We start from the raw sequence: 16,649 nt of genomic DNA on the forward strand, positions 1-16,649 counted from the left end.
TGCGACCCACCCCTGTCATTCCCGGCCTGTCACTGGAACAGGATGAGGTACGGCTGATGAGTTTCAAAATCGCTATCATCGGAGCCGGCAGTGTCGGATTCACCAAGAAACTGTTCACCGACATCCTGTGCGTGCCCGAATTCAGGGATATCGAATTCGCGCTGACCGACCTCAGCGAACACAATCTCGGGATGATCAAGGCTATTCTCGACAAGGTCGTCGAGGCGAATGGGTTGCCAACCAGGGTGACCGCGACAACCGATCGCCGCAAGGCGCTCGAAGGCGCGCGCTATATCATCAGCTGTGTGCGGGTCGGCGGTCTGGAAGCCTATGCCGACGATATCCGCATTCCGTTGAAATATGGCATCGACCAGTGCGTCGGCGACACGATCTGCGCCGGTGGTATCCTCTATGGCCAGCGCAACATTCCGGTGATCCTCGACTTCTGCAAGGACATACGCGAGGTCGCCGCGACGGGCGCCAAATTCCTCAACTATGCCAACCCGATGGCCATGAACACCTGGGCGGCGATCGAGTACGGCAAGGTCGACACGGTCGGCCTCTGCCACGGCGTCCAGCATGGTGCCGAGCAGATCGCCGAGGTGCTTGGTGCGAAGTCCAGGCACGAGCTCGACTATGTCTGTTCCGGCATCAATCACCAGACCTGGTTCATCGATTTGCGGCTGAATGGCCGCAAGATCGGCAAGGATGAACTGGTTGCCGCCTTCGAGGCGCATCCGGTCTATTCGCAGCAGGAAAAGCTGCGCATCGATGTCTTGAAGCGCTTCGGCGTCTATTCGACCGAGAGCAACGGCCATCTCTCCGAATATCTGCCATGGTACCGCAAGCGCCCCGACGAGATCACGCGCTGGATCGACATGTCGGATTGGATCCATGGCGAGACCGGCGGCTATCTCCGCTACTCCACCGAAACCCGCAACTGGTTCGAGACGGAGTATCCGCAATTCCTCGAAGCGGCGTCGAAGCCGATCGATCCGGCCAAGCGCTCCAACGAACATGCCAGCCACATATTGGAGGCGCTGGAGACCAACCGCGTCTATCGTGGCCACTTCAACGTCAGGAATGACGGCGTGATCACCAATTTACCGCAGGATGCCATCATCGAGTCGCCCGGCTTCGTCGACCGTTTCGGCATCAATATGGCCGCCGGCATCACGCTGCCGGAGGCCTGTGCGGCCACCTGCATGTCCTCGATCAACGTCCAGCGCATGTCGGTCCATGCCGCGGTATCAGGCGACATCGATCTCTTGAAACTGGCCGTGCTGCATGACCCGCTGGTCGGTGCGGTATCGACGCCGGAGGAAGTCTGGCAGATGGTGGACGAAATGGTCGTCGCCCAGGCTCAATGGCTGCCGCAATATGCGCATGCCGTTCCGGCCGCCAAGGAGCGGCTGTCGAAATCCGCGGTCAAGACCCGCGAATGGGCCGGTGCTGCGCGGCGAAACGTGCGCTCGATCGAGGAATTGCGCGCCGAAAAAGCCGCGCTCAAACAGGCCGGCTGAAAAACCCGGGCGCGGCGGCGGACCTTGGGAGGCAGGTCCATCGCATTGAGCCGTCCGAGCAGAGACGAGCAGCAGAAAACGTCTGAACATGAGGGAGGAGACTATGAGAAACCTACGCAGCATTGGCATTGCCGCCGGACTGGCGCTGAGCGTCTCGGTTCCGGCACTCAACGCTTTCGCTTCAGAGCCGACAGTCCCGCCGGTGCCGGCGACCTTTCCGGCCGAGGGCAAGATCAAATACGTGGCGCGCGACTCCATCCTGGAGTTCAAGGCCCTGCCGGAATATCACGAGCCGGATTGGGTGACCGAAAAATACGTCAAGACCGGCAAACTGCCGCCGGTCAAGGACAGGTTGCCGAAGGAGCCGCTGGTCTTCAAGACGGCCAACATGCCAAACGGCATCGGCGTCTATGGCGACACCATGCGCCATGTCATCGGCGGCCGGCCCGAAGGCTGGAACTACGGCGCCGGCCAAACGCAGGGCTGGGGCGGCATCGATATCGGCCTCTCCGAATGCCTGACGCGCACGGCGCCGCTGTTCCAGGTCGAAGCCAAGGACACCGAGCCGCTGCCGAATCTGGCCAAAAGCTGGGACTGGTCGAAGGACGGCCACAAGCTGACCATGCATCTGATCGAGGGCGCGAAATGGTCCGATGGCGTGGCCTTCAACGCCGACGACGTCATGTTCTATTGGGATGACGAGGTGGTCGACCCGAACGTCTCGCCGCTCAATGGCGCGACGCCCGAAACCTTCGGCGTCGGCACGACGCTGAAGAAGATCGACGACTACACTGTCGAATGGACGTTCAAGGACGCCTTTCCGAAACAGTACCTCTACGCCATGGCTTACGGCACCTTCTGTCCCGGCCCGGCGCACATATTGAAGCCGCAGCATCCGAAATATTCGAAGAACACCTACGACCAGTTCAAGAACGCCTTCCCGCCGGAATTTATGAACATGCCGGTGATGGGCGCCTGGGTTCCGGTCGAATACCGGCCGGACGACATCATCGTCATGCGCCGCAACCCCTACTACTGGAAGGTCGATGAAAAGGGAAACCAGCTGCCCTACCTCAACGAACTGCAGTACAAGCTGTCGACCTGGGCCGACCGCGATGTCCAGGCGGTCGCCGGCTCGGGCGACTTCTCCAACCTCGAGCAGCCGGAAAACTTTGTCGCCTCGCTGAAGCGCGCCGCTGAAGCGAACGCGCCGGCACGGCTCGCCTTCGGTCCACGCCTCATCGGCTACAATCTGCGCATGAATTTTTCAGCCAACGGCTGGGGCAACCCGGACGAACGCAGCCAGGCGGTTCGCGAGCTGAACCGCAACGAGGATTTCCGCAAGGCCATCACCATGGCGCTCGACCGCAAGGCGCTGGGCGACTCCCTGGTCAAGGGGCCGTTCACCGCCATCTATCCCGGCGGCTTCTCCTCGGGCACCAGCTTCTATGACCGCAAGTCGACCGTCTACTATCCGTTCGACCTCGCTGGCGCCAAGGCCGAACTCGCAAAGGCCGGCCTCAAGGATACCGACGGCGACGGTTTCGTGAACTTCCCGGCCGGCACCGCCGGCGGCAAGAACGTCGAGATCGTGATGCTGGTCAACAACGACTACGGCACAGACAAAAGCCTCGCCGAAGGTGTTGTCGCCCAGATGGAAAAGCTGGGCTTGAGGGTCGTGCTCAACGGCCTCAACGGCACCCAGCGCGATGCCTCGCAATACTCCGGCCGCTTCGACTGGCTGATCAGGCGCAACGACCAGGAACTGACCTCGGTCGTGCAGAACACGGAGCAGCTCGCGCCTGTCGGTCCGAAGACCAGTTGGAACCACCGCGCGCCGGAAAGCGGCGAGGTCGACCTGATGCCTTTCGAAAAAGACCTGGTCGACATTGTCAACAAGTTCGTCGCGTCGGAAGACAATGACAAACGCGCCAGCCTGATGAAAGAGTTCCAGAAGATCTCGACCGAACATGTCTACAATGTCGGCCTGACGGAATATCCCGGCGCGCTGATCGTCAACAAGCGCTTCTCGAACATTCCGCAGGGCACGCCGATCTTCATGTTCAACTGGGCCGAGGATTCGATCGTCCGCGAACGCGTCTTCGTCGCGGCCGACAAGCAGGCGAAATACGAATTGTTCCCGCAGGAGCTCCCGGGCAAGCCCGGAGACAAGGGTCCGATGTAAGTTTACCTCCCCTGACCAAAAGAGACCCGGCCGCGCCGCTGGCGCGGCCGGGGCAAACCAACCCTCCGAACGACCCTCGATGGGAGCGTCCGGCGAAATGAGGAAGCCGACCGTCCATGCTGCGATTCTTGACTATGCGCATAGCGTCGGCAATACCGGTCCTCGCAATCCTGAGCCTCGTCACCTTCGCCATCATCCAGGCACCACCTGGTGACTATGCCGACTACATCCGTTCGCAGCTGATCAACCAGGGCGGTGCCTCCTTCGCCGAGGCCGATGCGCAGGCCCAGGCCTACCGCGTCGAACACGGCCTCGATAAGCCGCTGCCCGTCCAGTACCTCAACTGGATCGGCGGGATCATCACTCGCGGCGATTTCGGCTACAGCCTCTACTACAACAAGCCGGTCGCCGATGTGGTGGGCGAGCGCCTGCCGCGCACGCTGCTCCTGGCGCTGGTCTGCCATTTGCTTGCCTCGGTGCTGGGCATCACCTTCGGCATATGGGCGGCGACAAGGCAATACACCTGGATCGACTCGACGCTTTCGGCCATCGCCTTCCTCGGCATGACCGTGCCGCGCTTCCTGATGGCGCTGATCATCGTCTATCTGCTGGTCTTCCAGTTCAACGTGTCGGAGATCGGCTCATTCTTCTCGCCGCAATATGGCGGTGCGCCATGGTCGTGGGCGAAGTTCGTCGACCTGGTCAAGCATGTCTGGCCGGTGGTCGCGATCGCCACTTTCGGCGGCCTCGCCTACAATATGCGGGTCATGCGCGGCAATCTGCTCGATACCCTCAACGCGCAATATGTCGAAACCGCGAGAGCCAAGGGCCTGACCGGCAGCGCCGTCGTCATGCGCCACGCAGTGCCCAATGCGCTGCATCCGCTCGTCATGTATCAGGGTGTGGTGTTGCCCTACATGCTCACCGGCGAGATCGAGACGGCAATCATCTTCGCGCTGCCGACCGTCGGCCCGGCGGTTGTCGGTTCGATGGCGGTCGGCGATGTCTACGTCACCGCCACCTTCATGATGGTGCTGGCGGCGACGCTGATCGTCGGCAACATCATCGCCGACATGCTGCTCGTCCTGCTCGACCCGCGCATCCGCCAATACGGAGAGAGCTAGATGCTGGCCCGCGATCCATCACCGCCGCCGCTGCCCGCCGAAGGGCCTATCGTCGCCAAACCGGCGCGCGGCAATGAAAGCTATATCGCGCTGGTCTGGCGCCGGCTGAAGCGCTCCTGGACCGGCATGGCCGGGCTTTGGCTCGTGGTGCTGCTGCTGGTCATGGCCGTGTTCGCCGAGTTCCTGGCGCCGATGGACCCGAAGGCGACCGATGTCGGCTTCGCGCCGCCGCAACTGCCCTCCTTCCACGATAAGGACGGCAATTTCGTCGCGCGGCCGCGGGTCTATGCGCTGGCCGATTCGGCCGACCTCGATCCGGTCACCTTCCAGCCCGTGGTCGGCCCCGACTACGACCATCCAAGGCTGCTCGGCTTCTTTACCGAGGGCGCGCCTTACAAGCTCTTCGGACTAATACCGGCGAACCGGCATTTCTTCGCCTCGATGGACGGCCAGCCGGTGCATTTCCTCGGCACCGACAAGTTCGGCCGCGATGTGCTGTCGCGCGCCATCCATGGCTCACGGGTCTCGCTGATGATCGCGCTGACGGTCGTCTTTATCATAACCGTCATCGGCACCACCGTCGGCACTGTTTCCGGCTATTTCGGCGGCCGGTTCGATATCTGGATGCAGCGCTTCGTCGAACTGGTGCTCGCCTTCCCGCAGCTGCCGCTCTATCTGGCGCTGACGACGCTGATCCCCGTCACCGCGCCGACCAATGTCTTCCTCGCTTTCGTCATCATCGTCATGTCGGCGCTGGGCTGGGCGCAGATGTCGCGCGAGGTGCGCGGTAAGACGTTGGCGCTGGCGCGCATCGAATATGTGCGCGCCGCCATGGCGGTCGGCGCCACCGACCGGCGCATCATCCTGCAGCACATCTTGCCCAATGTGATGAGCCACGTGATCGTCGCCGTCACCTTGGCAATCCCGACGGTGGTGCTGCTCGAATGCTTCCTCGGGTTCCTCGGCTTCGCGGTCAAGCCGCCACTGATCTCCTGGGGCCTGATGCTGCAGGACACCGCGACCTATTCCGTCATCGGCACCTATCCCTGGATCCTGTCGCCAGTCGGTTTCGTGCTCGCCACCGTCTTTGCCTTCAACGCGCTGGGCGACGGCCTGCGCGACGCCGTCGATCCGTATTGAGGTGGCTGGGATGACCGTCGTACTCGCCGAATCCTTCGCCCCCACCGTCCGTCATGACCATGACGGGCGCCAGGACCAGCCCATCATCGACGCTCGCAATATCGAGGTCGCCTTCAAGGTCGAGCACGGTGTTGTCGAAGCGGTCAAGGACATCTCGTTCCAGCTCTATCGTGGCGAGACGATTGCCATCGTCGGCGAATCCGGTTCCGGCAAGTCGGTGACGGCTCGCGCCGTCATGGGGCTGCTGTCGCGCCGGGCCACCGTGTCGCCGAAATCGAGCATCTGTTACGACGGCCAGAACATCCTGAAATTTCCCGAGAGCGAGCGGCGCAAGCTGCGCGGTAACCGCATCTCGATGATCTTCCAGGAGCCGATGAGCTCGCTTAACCCGATCTATACGGTCGGCAGCCAGATCGTCGAGGCGATCCGGGTGCACCGTAAGGTGAGCCGCCGGCAAGCCTGGGCACGGGCGCTCGAGCTGCTGCGGCACGTCCAGATCCCCGAGCCGGAAGCACGGCTCAAGCAATATCCGCACCAGCTTTCGGGCGGTCAGCGGCAGCGCGTGATGATCGCCATGGCGCTGGCCAACAATCCTGACGTGTTGATCGCCGATGAGCCGACCACCGCGCTCGACGTCACCGTCCAGGCGCAAATCCTCAACCTGATCCGCAATCTGCAGAAAGAGCTGCGGATGGCGGTGATCCTGATCACCCACGATCTCACAGTGGTGCGCAAATTCTCCGACTATGTCTATGTCATGCAGCATGGCGCGATGTGCGAGCACAACGTCACCGAACGGCTGTTTGCCGACCCGCAGCATCCCTACACGCAGCGGCTGCTCGCCGCGGAGCCGCGCGGGCGTCCGCAACCGCTTCCTGAGGGCAGCGGCGCCATCCTCGAGGCGAATGATGTGCGCGTCTGCTTCATGCTGCGCCACGGCGGTTTCCTGAAGCCGGACTGGCGCGAACTGGTCGCCGTCGACGATCTCGGCCTCAAGCTTTGCCGCCATGAGACGCTGGGGCTGGTCGGTGAATCCGGTTCCGGCAAGACCACCTTCGGCCAGGCGCTGCTGAGATTGATCGACACCAGGCGCGGCGAAATCCGTTTCGACGGCCAACCGATCCAGGGCCTGTCGCGCAACGAGATGCGGCCGCTGCGCTCGCGCATGCAGATCGTTTTCCAGGATCCGTTCTCGTCGCTCAATCCGCGCATGACGATCGGCCAGATCATCGAGGAAGGGCTGGTCGTCAACAGCATCGGCGCGACGCGGGCGGAGCGGGTGGACCGGGTGCGCGAGGCGCTGGTCAGTGCCGGCATGCCGGGCGATATCCTGTCGCGGTTCCCGCACGAATTCTCCGGCGGCCAGCGCCAGCGCGTCGCGATCGCCCGCGCCATCGCGCTTGAGCCCGAATTCATCCTGCTCGACGAGCCGACATCCGCGCTCGACCTCTCCGTCCAGGCGCAGATCATCGACCTACTGCGCAAGCTGCAGGACGAGCGCGGCCTCAGCTACCTCTTCATCTCGCACGATCTCAAGGTGGTGCGCGCGCTGTGCCACCGCGTCATCGTCATGCAGCACGGCAAGATCGTCGAGCAGGGACCTGTCGACGAGGTCCTCACCAATCCCAAGACCGCCTACACCGAACGGCTCGTCCGAGCCGCTTTCGACGTGGCTTGAACATATGCCGGAGGTTAGTATGGCAAGACATCCCAGGATCACTTTCATCGGCGCCGGCTCGACCGTGTTCATGAAGAACATTGTCGGCGACGTGCTGCAGCGGCCAGCACTCTCGGGCGCAACGATCGCGCTGATGGACATCAATCCGCAGCGGCTGGAAGAGAGCGCCATCGTCGTCAACAAGCTGATCGCGACGCTCGGCGTGAAGGCGAAGGCCGAGACCTATTCCGACCAGCGCAAGGCGCTTGCCGGGGCCGATTTCGTCGTCGTCGCTTTCCAGATCGGCGGCTACGAGCCCTGCACGGTCACCGATTTCGAAGTGCCGAAGAAATACGGCCTGCGCCAGACGATCGCCGACACGCTCGGTGTCGGCGGCATCATGCGCGGCCTGAGGACCGTGCCGCATCTGTGGAAGATCTGCGAGGACATGCTCGCCGTCTGCCCCGAAGCGATCATGCTGCAATATGTCAACCCGATGGCGATCAACACCTGGGCGATTTCGGAGAAATACCCCGCCATCAAGCAGGTCGGGCTCTGTCACTCGGTGCAGGGCACGGCGATGGAACTGGCGCATGATCTCGGCCTTCCCTACGAAGACATCCGCTACCGCTCGGCCGGCATCAACCACATGGCCTTCTACCTAAAATTCGAGCACCGCCAGCCCGACGGCTCCTACCGCGACCTCTATCCGGATCTCGTGCGCGCCTATCGCGAAGGTCGCGCGCCCAAGCCGGGCTGGAATCCGCGCTGCCCCAACAAGGTGCGCTACGAGATGCTGACCAGGCTTGGCTATTTCGTCACCGAAAGCTCGGAGCATTTCGCCGAATACACGCCCTATTTCATCAAGGAAGGTCGCCCCGATCTGATCGAGAAATACGGCATTCCGCTCGACGAATACCCCAAGCGCTGCATCGAGCAGATCGAGCGCTGGAAAGACCAGGCGCAGGCCTACCGCTCGGCGCAGCGCATCGAGGTCGAGGAGTCCAGGGAGTATGCCTCCTCGATCATGAACTCGGTCTGGACCGGCGAACCATCGGTTATCTACGGCAATGTCCGCAACAATGGCTGCATCACCTCGCTGCCCCGCGACTGCGCTGCCGAAGTGCCCTGCCTGGTCGATGCTTCCGGCATCCAGCCGACCTATATAGGCGATCTCCCGCCGCAGCTGACGGCGCTGATCCGCACCAACATCAACGTCCAGGAACTGACGGTGCGGGCGCTGATGAGCGAGAATCGCGAGCACATCTATCATGCGGCGATGATGGATCCGCACACGGCGGCCGAACTCGACCTCGACCAGATCTGGTCACTGGTCGACGATCTCCTGGCCGCTCACGGCGACTGGCTGCCGGCCTGGGCGCGCGTGAGCCGCAAGACCGAGGCTGCCTGACGGGCGATCTCGGTCTTACTTGGGCTCGTCGGCGTCGGGTTCTTCCTCGTCGTCGCGGGCCTTGATGACATAGGCGCCCTTCAGCCAGCGGTTGAGGTCGATGTCCTTGCAGCGGGCCGAGCAGAACGGAAAGGTGTCGCGCGCCGACGGCTTGCCGCATTCGGGGCAGGGGCGCTTTGGCCGCAGCGGCGTGACTTTGGAGTCGGAATTCATGGCCGTGCGGTCAGCCAGTTCTGATGGATCATGAAGCCTTCGCCCGATAGCAGGGCCACCGTCTCATAGAGCGGCAGGCCGACGATGTTGGTGTAGGAGCCGACCAGCTTGACGACGAACGAGCCGGCGAGACCCTGGACGGCATAGCCGCCGGCCTTGCCGCGCCATTCGCCCGAGGCGACATAGGCTTCGATCTCCTCGCGCGGCAGCCGCTTGAAACGCACCCGCGTCTCGACCAGCCGCTGGCGCAGCTTGCCGCCCGGTGTGATCAGGCAGATGCCGGAATAGACCCGGTGAGAGCGGCCGGACAGCAGCCCGAGGCAGTTGGCGGCATCGTCCAGCGTTTCGGCCTTGGGCAGGATGCGCCGCCCGACCGCGACCACCGTGTCGGCGGCCAGAACGAAGCTTGGCGCATAGTCCGTCTCGGTCTTCAGCGAGGCGAACGCCTTCTCGGCTTTTTCCGTCGATAGCCGCTTGGCCAGCGAGCGCGGATGCTCCGCACGCAGCGGCGTTTCGTCGATATCGGCTGGCAGGATACGGTCCGGCTCGATGCCGGCCTGCTGCAACAGTTCGATGCGGCGCGGCGAACCCGAAGCAAGCACCAGCTTCTGCAAAATGCTCATCGCGGACCAGTCAGGCTTGATCTTACTTGAAGCGGTAGGTGATGCGGCCCTTGGTCAGGTCGTATGGCGTCATCTCGACCAGAACCTTGTCGCCGGTCAGCACGCGGATGCGGTTCTTGCGCATGCGGCCGGCCGTATGGGCGATGATCTCGTGTTCGTTTTCGAGCTTCACCCGGAACATCGCGTTCGGCAACAATTCCGTCACGACACCCGGAAACTCGAGGACTTCTTCCTTCGGCATTCGATACCTTTGCTTGGATGGCAGTTCCAGCGCCCCGGCTGGAATTTCGGCGGAACCTATATGATAATCGTCCGCTTGTGAACACGCTTAATCCGTCGCGTTTTTTGCCTCTGAAGCCAAGAAACGTCGGCTTATGCGCAACTTCAGCCGCTCGCGCACCTCGCGGTAGGCCGCCATGATCTGTTCGCGCGTGCCGCTGGCGCCAGTCGGGTCCTGTGTCGGCCAGTATTCGACCTCGACGGCGAGCGAGCGGGTGAGTTCCAGCGCGGCATGGTGCGCTTCCGGCGCCAGCGTCACGATCAGGTCGAAATAGTCGTCCTCGAGATCGTCCAGCGTTCTGGGATGACGCTCGCCCAGCGACAGGCCCTCCTCCGCCAGCACGGCATCGACGAATGGGTCGCGCTCGCCGGCGCGCACGCCGGCCGAAGCGACGAAGATAGTGGCGGGCAGCATCCGGCGCGCCAGTTGCTCGGCCATTGGCGAGCGCACGGCATTCATGCCGCACACGAACAGGATCGAGCGGGGCAGGGCGCCGGGTGCCAGGGCTAGCCCCGCCAGTGCAGCACGCAGACCAGCGTGAACAGCCGGCGCGCCGTGTCGAAGTCGATGTCGATCTTGCCGGACAGCCGGTCCATCAGCGTCTGCGAACCTTCATTGTGCAAGCCGCGCCGGCCCATGTCGATCGCCTCGATATGGCTCGGCGTCGAGGAGCGGATGGCGTCGTAGTAGCTTTCGCAGATCATGTAGTAATCCTTGACGATGCGCCTGAGCGGCGTCAGCGACAGGATGTGGGTGACCACCGGGGTACCGTCCTCGCGGGTAACGGCAAAGACCAGACGCTGCTCGGCCAGCGACAGTTTCAGCCGGTAGGGGCCGGCCCCGCTGTCGTTGACGGGCTGAAAACTGTTCTCCTCGATCAGGTCGAAGATCGCCACTGCCCGCTCATGCTCGACATCGGGCGTCGAACGGCCGATCGATTCATCGAGTTCGACATCGATCAGTTTTGCGCGGGTTTGATCGGAGCCCGTCATCTCGGCCTACATGTTCAGCCGGATGGCGACGGAGCGGCCATGCGCGTCGAGCCCTTCCGCCTTGGCGAGCGCGATCGCCGCAGGCGCGAGCACGCGCAATTGCTCCGGCCCGAGTTTCAAGATCGAGGTGCGCTTGACGAAATCGAGCACGGACAGGCCTGACGAGAAGCGCGCCGAGCGTGCCGTCGGCAGCACGTGGTTGGAGCCGCCGACATAGTCGCCGATGGCTTCCGGCGTGTGGCGCCCGAGAAAGACGGCGCCGGCATTGCGCATCCGCGACAGGAAACCTTCGGCATCGTCGATGGCCAGTTCGACATGTTCGGCGGCGATGCGGTCGACCAGCGGCAGCGCGGCCTCGATGGTCGCGACCTCGATCACCGCGCCGAAATCGCGCCAGCTCGCCGCTGCCGTTTCACCGCGCGGCAGGGTCTGCAATTGCCGTTCGACCGCCTGTTCGACCGCCTTGCCGAAGGCCGGATCGTCGGTGATCAGGATCGATTGCGCCGACACATCGTGTTCGGCCTGGGCGAGCAGATCGGCGGCGATCCAGTCGGGATTGTTGCTGCCGTCGGCCACCACGAGCACTTCCGAGGGGCCGGCGATCATGTCGATGCCGACCGTGCCGAACACCTGGCGTTTGGCCGCCGCGACATAGGCATTGCCCGGTCCGACGATCTTGGCAACCGGCTTTATGGTCTCTGTGCCATAGGCAAGGGCAGCGATCGCATGCGCGCCGCCGACGCGGTAGATTTCGGTCACGCCTGATATGTCGGCCGCCACCAGCACCAGCGGATTGATGATGCCACCCGGCGCCGGCACCACCATGACAACGCGCTCGACGCCGGCCACCCGGGCCGGCACGGCGTTCATCAGCACCGAGCTTGGATAGCTCGCCGTGCCGCCCGGCACATAGAGCCCAACCGCCTCGATCGCTGTCCAGCGCCAGCCGAGCTCGACGCCGGCGGCATCCGTGTAGCGATCGTCCTTCGGCCGCTGCCGCTCGTGGTGGGAGCGGATGCGATCGCGCGCGAATTCGAGCGCTTCGATCGCCTTTGGATCGGCCGTCTCGTAAGCGGCCGCAATGTCTTGCTTCGACACGGCAATGCCGAGGCTCTTCAAATCGGCCCGATCGTATCGTTGCGTATAGTCGATCAGTGCCGCGTCACCTTCGGCGCGCACACGCGCGATGATCTGGCGAACCCCTGCGTCGACGTCCTCGGACACTTCCCGCTTGGTCGTCAGGAAAGCGGCGAAGCGCTGCTCGAAATCGGCGTCGGACTGGCGAAGCGTGATGGCCATGGGCGCTCAAGCCTTGTGGATGGGGCGCGACGTGGCTTCCCACGCGCCGCCTATGTCGGCAAGGCGGGCCTCGATGCATTCGACATCGAGCATGATGGTGCCGCCGCCCGAAAAGATGAGTTCGACGATGCCGGCCGGCTTGCTGATCTCGATGAAGCTGATCGCCAGCAGGGACAGCACCTCGGCCGGCTTGTCGCGGGCAATGCCATTGGTTTTGGCGCCCAGCACCCGGTCGAAATGCAGCACGGCCTGCCGCCGCTCATTGTGCTGGCGGAACAGACCCGACTTCGCCTCCCAGACGAAACGGTTCATGGTCAGCACGAAACGCTTGGCCGCAGGCAGGAATTCGAGGTCCGACACCTTCATCACGGCGTCCTGGACATGGGCCGAGACGATGCTCAGATCCTGGTCGTCGAGCGCGATAAGCTTGAGGGCCATGCGGGATTTGTACCTAAGGTTGGTTTCAGCCCTCTGTTAGGCGGTCTTTCCGGCCGGTGCAACCGCGACACGACTTCCGCCCGAGGCAATTGCCTCGGCTTTGCGGTGCTGGCAGGGGGATGAAGGCCGCCCGGGCAGCCTCCGTCCGAAGCTGCCGCCGTTCGATCGTCAGGCGGAAATGCGCTCGATCACCGCGCCGCAATTGGACAGTTTTTCCTCCAGCCGCTCGAAGCCGCGGTCGAGGTGGTAGACGCGGTTGACCGTGGTCTCGCCTTCGGCGGCGAGGCCGGCGATGACCAGCGAGACGGAAGCGCGAAGGTCGGTGGCCATGACCGGCGCACCTTTCAGCTTCGCCACGCCGTCGACGATCGCCGTCTGGCCCGAAAGCGTGATGTGGGCGCCGAGCCGGGCCAGTTCCTGGACGTGCATGAAGCGGTTCTCGAAGATCGTCTCGGTGATGCGCGACTTGCCCTTGGCCATGGTCATCAGGCCCATGAACTGCGCCTGCAGATCGGTCGGGAAGGCCGGGAAGGGCGCCGTCGTCACGTCGACCGGCGAAATGCCGGCGCCGTTGCGCTTCACGCGGATGCCGGAATTGGTCTGGGTGATCTCGGCACCCGTCTGCGAAATCACGTCCAGCGCGGTCTGCAACAGTTCCGGCCGCGCGCCTTCGAGCACGACGTCGCCGCCCGTCATGGCGACCGCCATGGCATAGGTGCCGGTCTCGATGCGGTCGGGAATGACGCGCACGCGCGCGCCCGACAGCGATTCGACACCGTCGATGGTGATGGTCGGTGTGCCGGCGCCGGAAATCCTGGCGCCCATGGCGTTGAGGCATTCGGCGAGGTTGACGATTTCAGGCTCGCAGGCGGCGTTTTCCAGCACTGTCTCGCCCTTGGCCAGCGAAGCCGCCATCATCAGCACATGGGTGGCGCCGACCGAGACCTTGGGGAAGACATAGCGGTTGCCGACCAGGCGGCCATTCTTGGTCTTGGCGATGACATAGCCGGTGTCGACGTCGAGATCGGCGCCAAGCGCCTGCAGGCCTTCGAGGAACAGGTCGACCGGGCGCGTGCCGATGGCGCAGCCGCCGGGCAGCGACACCTTGGCCTCGCCCATGCGGGCCAGCAGCGGCCCGATCACCCAGAATGAAGCCCGCATCTTCGACACCAGTTCGTAGGGCGCCGTCGTGTCGACGATGTTGCGGGCGGAGAAGTTGATGGTGCGTGAATAGCCTTCATTCTGCTTCTCGCGGCGGCCATTGACCGAGTAATCGACGCCGTGATTGCCGAGGATGCGGATCAGCTGCTCTACATCGGCCAGATGCGGCACGTTTTCCAGCGTCAGCGTGTCGTCGGTTAGCAGCGAGGCGATCATCAGCGGCAAAGCGGCGTTTTTCGCGCCTGAGATCGGAATGCTCCCGGCAAGCTTGTTGCCGCCGACAATTCTGATGCGATCCATTGGAGAATGTCCCTCTCGGCCAAAAAGGCCGGTTCAATCGTTTGAGTATCGGCCCGTCTAGACCATTGGCCGGTGTGGTTCAAGAAATAGGATTTCCACGCATCCGGGCCAAGAGTGGCCGATTTGAGTTAATCCTTCCGTCTTTCCTGGGCCGCACCGAGCCCGTCCGGCCTCTGGTCGGCATCACCCGTGCGGCGCGAGCGCGACTGCGCCTTGCGCTTCTGCAGATTGGCGCGCAATTGCTCGGCGAGCCGGTCCTTGCGGTCCGTGCCGCCCTTTTTCGGTGATATCGTCTTGTCGCTCATCGTCCCGTCCCGGCCGACGACCCGGCCAAACCTGCCGTTCAGGGATAGCCAACATTGTGGCGCCGCCATGTCATTGAAAGCTATCCGGCAAAGGCTTTCACAGAAGCGTTGTTCTTGGCCTTGCGCTTGCCGGTTCGATATGGCAGAAGCCCCGCCATCAGCGGCTGCGGTAGCTCAGTGGTAGAGCACTCCCTTGGTAAGGGAGAGGTCGAGAGTTCAATCCTCTCTCGCAGCACCATTCCAAGCCCTTGTTTGGAAACAACTATCTGACTTTCTTGGTCTTTTCGCCGCCTGTCTGGTACACAGGGGTGGTACACATGAGCTTGCGAATGCCTGGACCTTGGAAGCATCCGAAGACTGGTATCTACTACCTTCGGCAACGCGCGCCGACTGATTTGAAGAATACGCCGATGACTGGACAGGTCGCAATTCCCGTTGGCGACATCATCAGAGCCGTTAAGGCGGGCGCCGTCGTCAAGGTCAGCCTCGATACGAAAGACCCTGCAGAAGCCAAGAAGCGCCACCGTGAGGCCGATGCTGCACTGCATGAGTTCTGGCAGCGGTTCAGGGAAGGCCCTCAGCCGCTCACCAGCAAGCAAATCCAGGCCCTTGCGGGCCTCCTCTACGCTCGCCTTGTCGACATGATGGACGGTGAGCCGGGGGAGGAAAGCATCTGGAAAGCGGTCCTGCGGCTGAACAAAGGCAAGGAGGAGGGTGGTGAGCTTGACCAATGGTTCGGCCCCACGGTCGACGAGTTGTTCGCCGAGCTGGGCGTCAACACCGACCTCTTCAGTCGGACCCGCGTCATCAATGCGGCCACCAAGGCGATCCAGCTTGCGGCTGAAACCAATCTCAGGAAGGCCGGAGGCGACTATTCGCCCGACGAAGCGCGAAAGCGTTTCCCCAATTGGGAGGCCGAGCGCGGCGAAGCCAAGCCAGCGCCACGGGCGGCGGGGGACTTGGACCTATTTGCCCTACTGGACCACAAGTTTGCGACACAGAGCCTCAAAGAAGGGACCAAGAGGGACTACGCGCGGGACCTCGCCAAATTCGTCAAGAGCTGTGGGCACCGGAATGCTCAGGACGTGACGAATGAGGACGTTCGGAAGTGGCGTGACGAATTGATAGCCGAGGGGCTCTCGCCGTCGAAGGTCAACGGCAAGGCACTTGCGGCGTTGAGCGCGGTCCTCACCCATGCGGTCAGGGAGTTCGGCTTATCGACAAACGTTGCCGGCGACATTCGAGACCGCAGGGACGGCCCCGCACCGCGCAAGAAGGGCTACGACATGGAGGAGGCCGAGGCGATCCTCAGCGCCACATTCAACGGAAGCCCTAAGGACATTTCAGCGCCCCACAAGCGCGCGCTCTTCTGGGTGCCATGGATTTGCGCTTACACAGGTCTACGGGTGACGGAGATCACTCAGCTTCGGGGCGTGGATGTCAAGGCGGATGGCGACACACCCTATTTACTCATCACGCCTGAGGCCGGTTCCACAAAGAGCGGCAGGGCGTGGATGACTGCCGTTCATCCGCACCTTGTAGAGTTGGGCTTGTTGGCCATGTTCGATGAGGTGGGGGCCGGTCCTGCCTTCTACGTCCCTTACCCCGATGGGACCGACCTCACCAAGCTGACAGGTAAGCCCCGGTCGCAAGAGGCGGGCGTTCGGGTTGGGAATTGGGTCACCGAGGAATTGGGCATCCCCGCACCAGGCGGAAAGCCCAACCACGCTTGGCGGCACCTGTTCACAACGCTTTCGCGCAAGCACGACTTGGACAAGGAACCTCGGGATTACATGCTTGGCAGTGGTGCCCAAGATGCGCGCGAAGGGTATGGCGATTGGCCGCCCAGTGCCCTTGCGAGGGAAATCAAGAAGCTGCCGCGCTTCGACATTAAGGCATCGGCATGGAGGCCATCAAACCAAACCGTAGCGGCTCAACCCCAACGCGAGCGTCAGATAGGCAAACCGGGGGCCGAGCGGAAGGCTGTGTGAGGCGGCG

General features: G+C 63.0%; 16 protein-coding genes and 1 tRNA gene. 8 read left to right on the top strand and 9 right to left on the bottom strand.

The features are described 5' to 3' along the window. The first annotated feature begins 56 nt into the window (after window positions 1-56). The 6 genes from ACLGL5_RS13410 to ACLGL5_RS13435 all read left to right on the top strand — a co-directional run bounded on the left by ACLGL5_RS13410 (window position 57) and on the right by ACLGL5_RS13435 (window position 9,040). The gene (locus tag ACLGL5_RS13410) at window positions 57-1,523 is read left to right on the top strand and encodes an alpha-glucosidase/alpha-galactosidase (RefSeq protein WP_019860416.1); all 1,467 of its coding nucleotides are present in this window, start codon (window positions 57-59) and stop codon (window positions 1,521-1,523) included. Between the two features lie 103 nt (window positions 1,524-1,626). Beyond that, the gene (locus ACLGL5_RS13415; protein WP_069091273.1) at window positions 1,627-3,708 is read left to right on the top strand and encodes an ABC transporter substrate-binding protein; all 2,082 of its coding nucleotides are present in this window, start codon (window positions 1,627-1,629) and stop codon (window positions 3,706-3,708) included. A 116-nt stretch (window positions 3,709-3,824) separates the two neighbouring features. Further along, window positions 3,825-4,832 carry an ABC transporter permease gene (locus ACLGL5_RS13420; RefSeq protein ID WP_069091274.1) on the top strand — a complete coding sequence of 336 codons (1,008 nt, stop codon included), beginning with the start codon at window positions 3,825-3,827 and terminating at the stop codon, window positions 4,830-4,832. Beyond that, window positions 4,833-5,972, top strand: coding sequence for an ABC transporter permease (locus tag ACLGL5_RS13425; RefSeq protein WP_019860413.1), 1,140 nt, complete (start codon window positions 4,833-4,835; stop codon window positions 5,970-5,972). It abuts the gene before it with no gap. Window positions 5,973-5,982: 10 nt separating this feature from the next. Beyond that, a complete protein-coding gene (locus ACLGL5_RS13430) occupies window positions 5,983-7,650 on the top strand; it encodes an ABC transporter ATP-binding protein (protein WP_069091275.1) in 1,668 nt (555 codons plus the stop codon). Between the two features lie 19 nt (window positions 7,651-7,669). Continuing rightward, window positions 7,670-9,040 (top strand): alpha-glucosidase/alpha-galactosidase, encoded by a 1,371-nt coding sequence (locus tag ACLGL5_RS13435; protein ID WP_027047248.1) that lies wholly within the window; start codon window positions 7,670-7,672, stop codon window positions 9,038-9,040. Window positions 9,041-9,055: 15 nt separating this feature from the next. Here the strand turns inward: ACLGL5_RS13435 and yacG are convergent, their stop codons facing one another. The 9 genes from yacG to ACLGL5_RS13480 form a co-directional block, all read right to left on the bottom strand. Then, on the bottom strand, window positions 9,056-9,253 hold the full coding sequence (yacG, locus tag ACLGL5_RS13440; RefSeq protein WP_019860409.1) for a DNA gyrase inhibitor YacG: 198 nt from the start codon (window positions 9,251-9,253) through the stop codon (window positions 9,056-9,058). Then, the gene (locus ACLGL5_RS13445; RefSeq protein WP_019860408.1) at window positions 9,250-9,876 is read right to left on the bottom strand and encodes a Maf-like protein; all 627 of its coding nucleotides are present in this window, start codon (window positions 9,874-9,876) and stop codon (window positions 9,250-9,252) included. Before ACLGL5_RS13445 ends, yacG begins: the two co-directional genes overlap by 4 nt. 22 nt (window positions 9,877-9,898) lie before the next feature. Continuing rightward, complete coding sequence (gene infA, locus ACLGL5_RS13450) at window positions 9,899-10,117, bottom strand: translation initiation factor IF-1 (RefSeq protein WP_006200926.1); 219 nt, start codon at window positions 10,115-10,117, stop codon at window positions 9,899-9,901. A gap of 87 nt (window positions 10,118-10,204) precedes the next feature. Next, window positions 10,205-10,675, bottom strand: coding sequence for an arsenate-mycothiol transferase ArsC (locus tag ACLGL5_RS13455; protein ID WP_080643811.1), 471 nt, complete (start codon window positions 10,673-10,675; stop codon window positions 10,205-10,207). After that, window positions 10,663-11,148, bottom strand: coding sequence for a UPF0262 family protein (locus ACLGL5_RS13460; protein WP_019860406.1), 486 nt, complete (start codon window positions 11,146-11,148; stop codon window positions 10,663-10,665). The genes ACLGL5_RS13455 and ACLGL5_RS13460 overlap by 13 nt, the downstream gene beginning before the upstream one ends. A 6-nt stretch (window positions 11,149-11,154) precedes the next feature. Further along, window positions 11,155-12,447 (bottom strand): histidinol dehydrogenase, encoded by a 1,293-nt coding sequence (gene hisD, locus ACLGL5_RS13465; protein ID WP_038644550.1) that lies wholly within the window; start codon window positions 12,445-12,447, stop codon window positions 11,155-11,157. 6 nt (window positions 12,448-12,453) lie between these two features. Beyond that, entirely contained in the window at window positions 12,454-12,885 is a 432-nt protein-coding gene (locus ACLGL5_RS13470; protein ID WP_019860404.1) for a DUF2948 family protein, read from the bottom strand. A gap of 168 nt (window positions 12,886-13,053) precedes the next feature. Beyond that, window positions 13,054-14,346 carry a UDP-N-acetylglucosamine 1-carboxyvinyltransferase gene (gene murA / locus ACLGL5_RS13475; RefSeq protein WP_010914066.1) on the bottom strand — a complete coding sequence of 431 codons (1,293 nt, stop codon included), beginning with the start codon at window positions 14,344-14,346 and terminating at the stop codon, window positions 13,054-13,056. A gap of 128 nt (window positions 14,347-14,474) precedes the next feature. Further along, window positions 14,475-14,720, bottom strand: a complete 246-nt coding sequence (locus ACLGL5_RS13480) for a hypothetical protein (RefSeq protein WP_069091276.1) — start codon at window positions 14,718-14,720, stop codon at window positions 14,475-14,477. A 94-nt stretch (window positions 14,721-14,814) separates the two neighbouring features. Between ACLGL5_RS13480 and ACLGL5_RS13485 the strand changes: the two genes are divergently transcribed. After that, window positions 14,815-14,889 (top strand) — tRNA-Thr (locus tag ACLGL5_RS13485). Between the two features lie 79 nt (window positions 14,890-14,968). Then, window positions 14,969-16,642 (top strand): DUF6538 domain-containing protein, encoded by a 1,674-nt coding sequence (locus ACLGL5_RS13490; protein WP_069093305.1) that lies wholly within the window; start codon window positions 14,969-14,971, stop codon window positions 16,640-16,642. Window positions 16,643-16,649 lie beyond the last annotated feature (7 nt).

This window comes from Mesorhizobium sp. U510, from assembly GCF_059180695.1.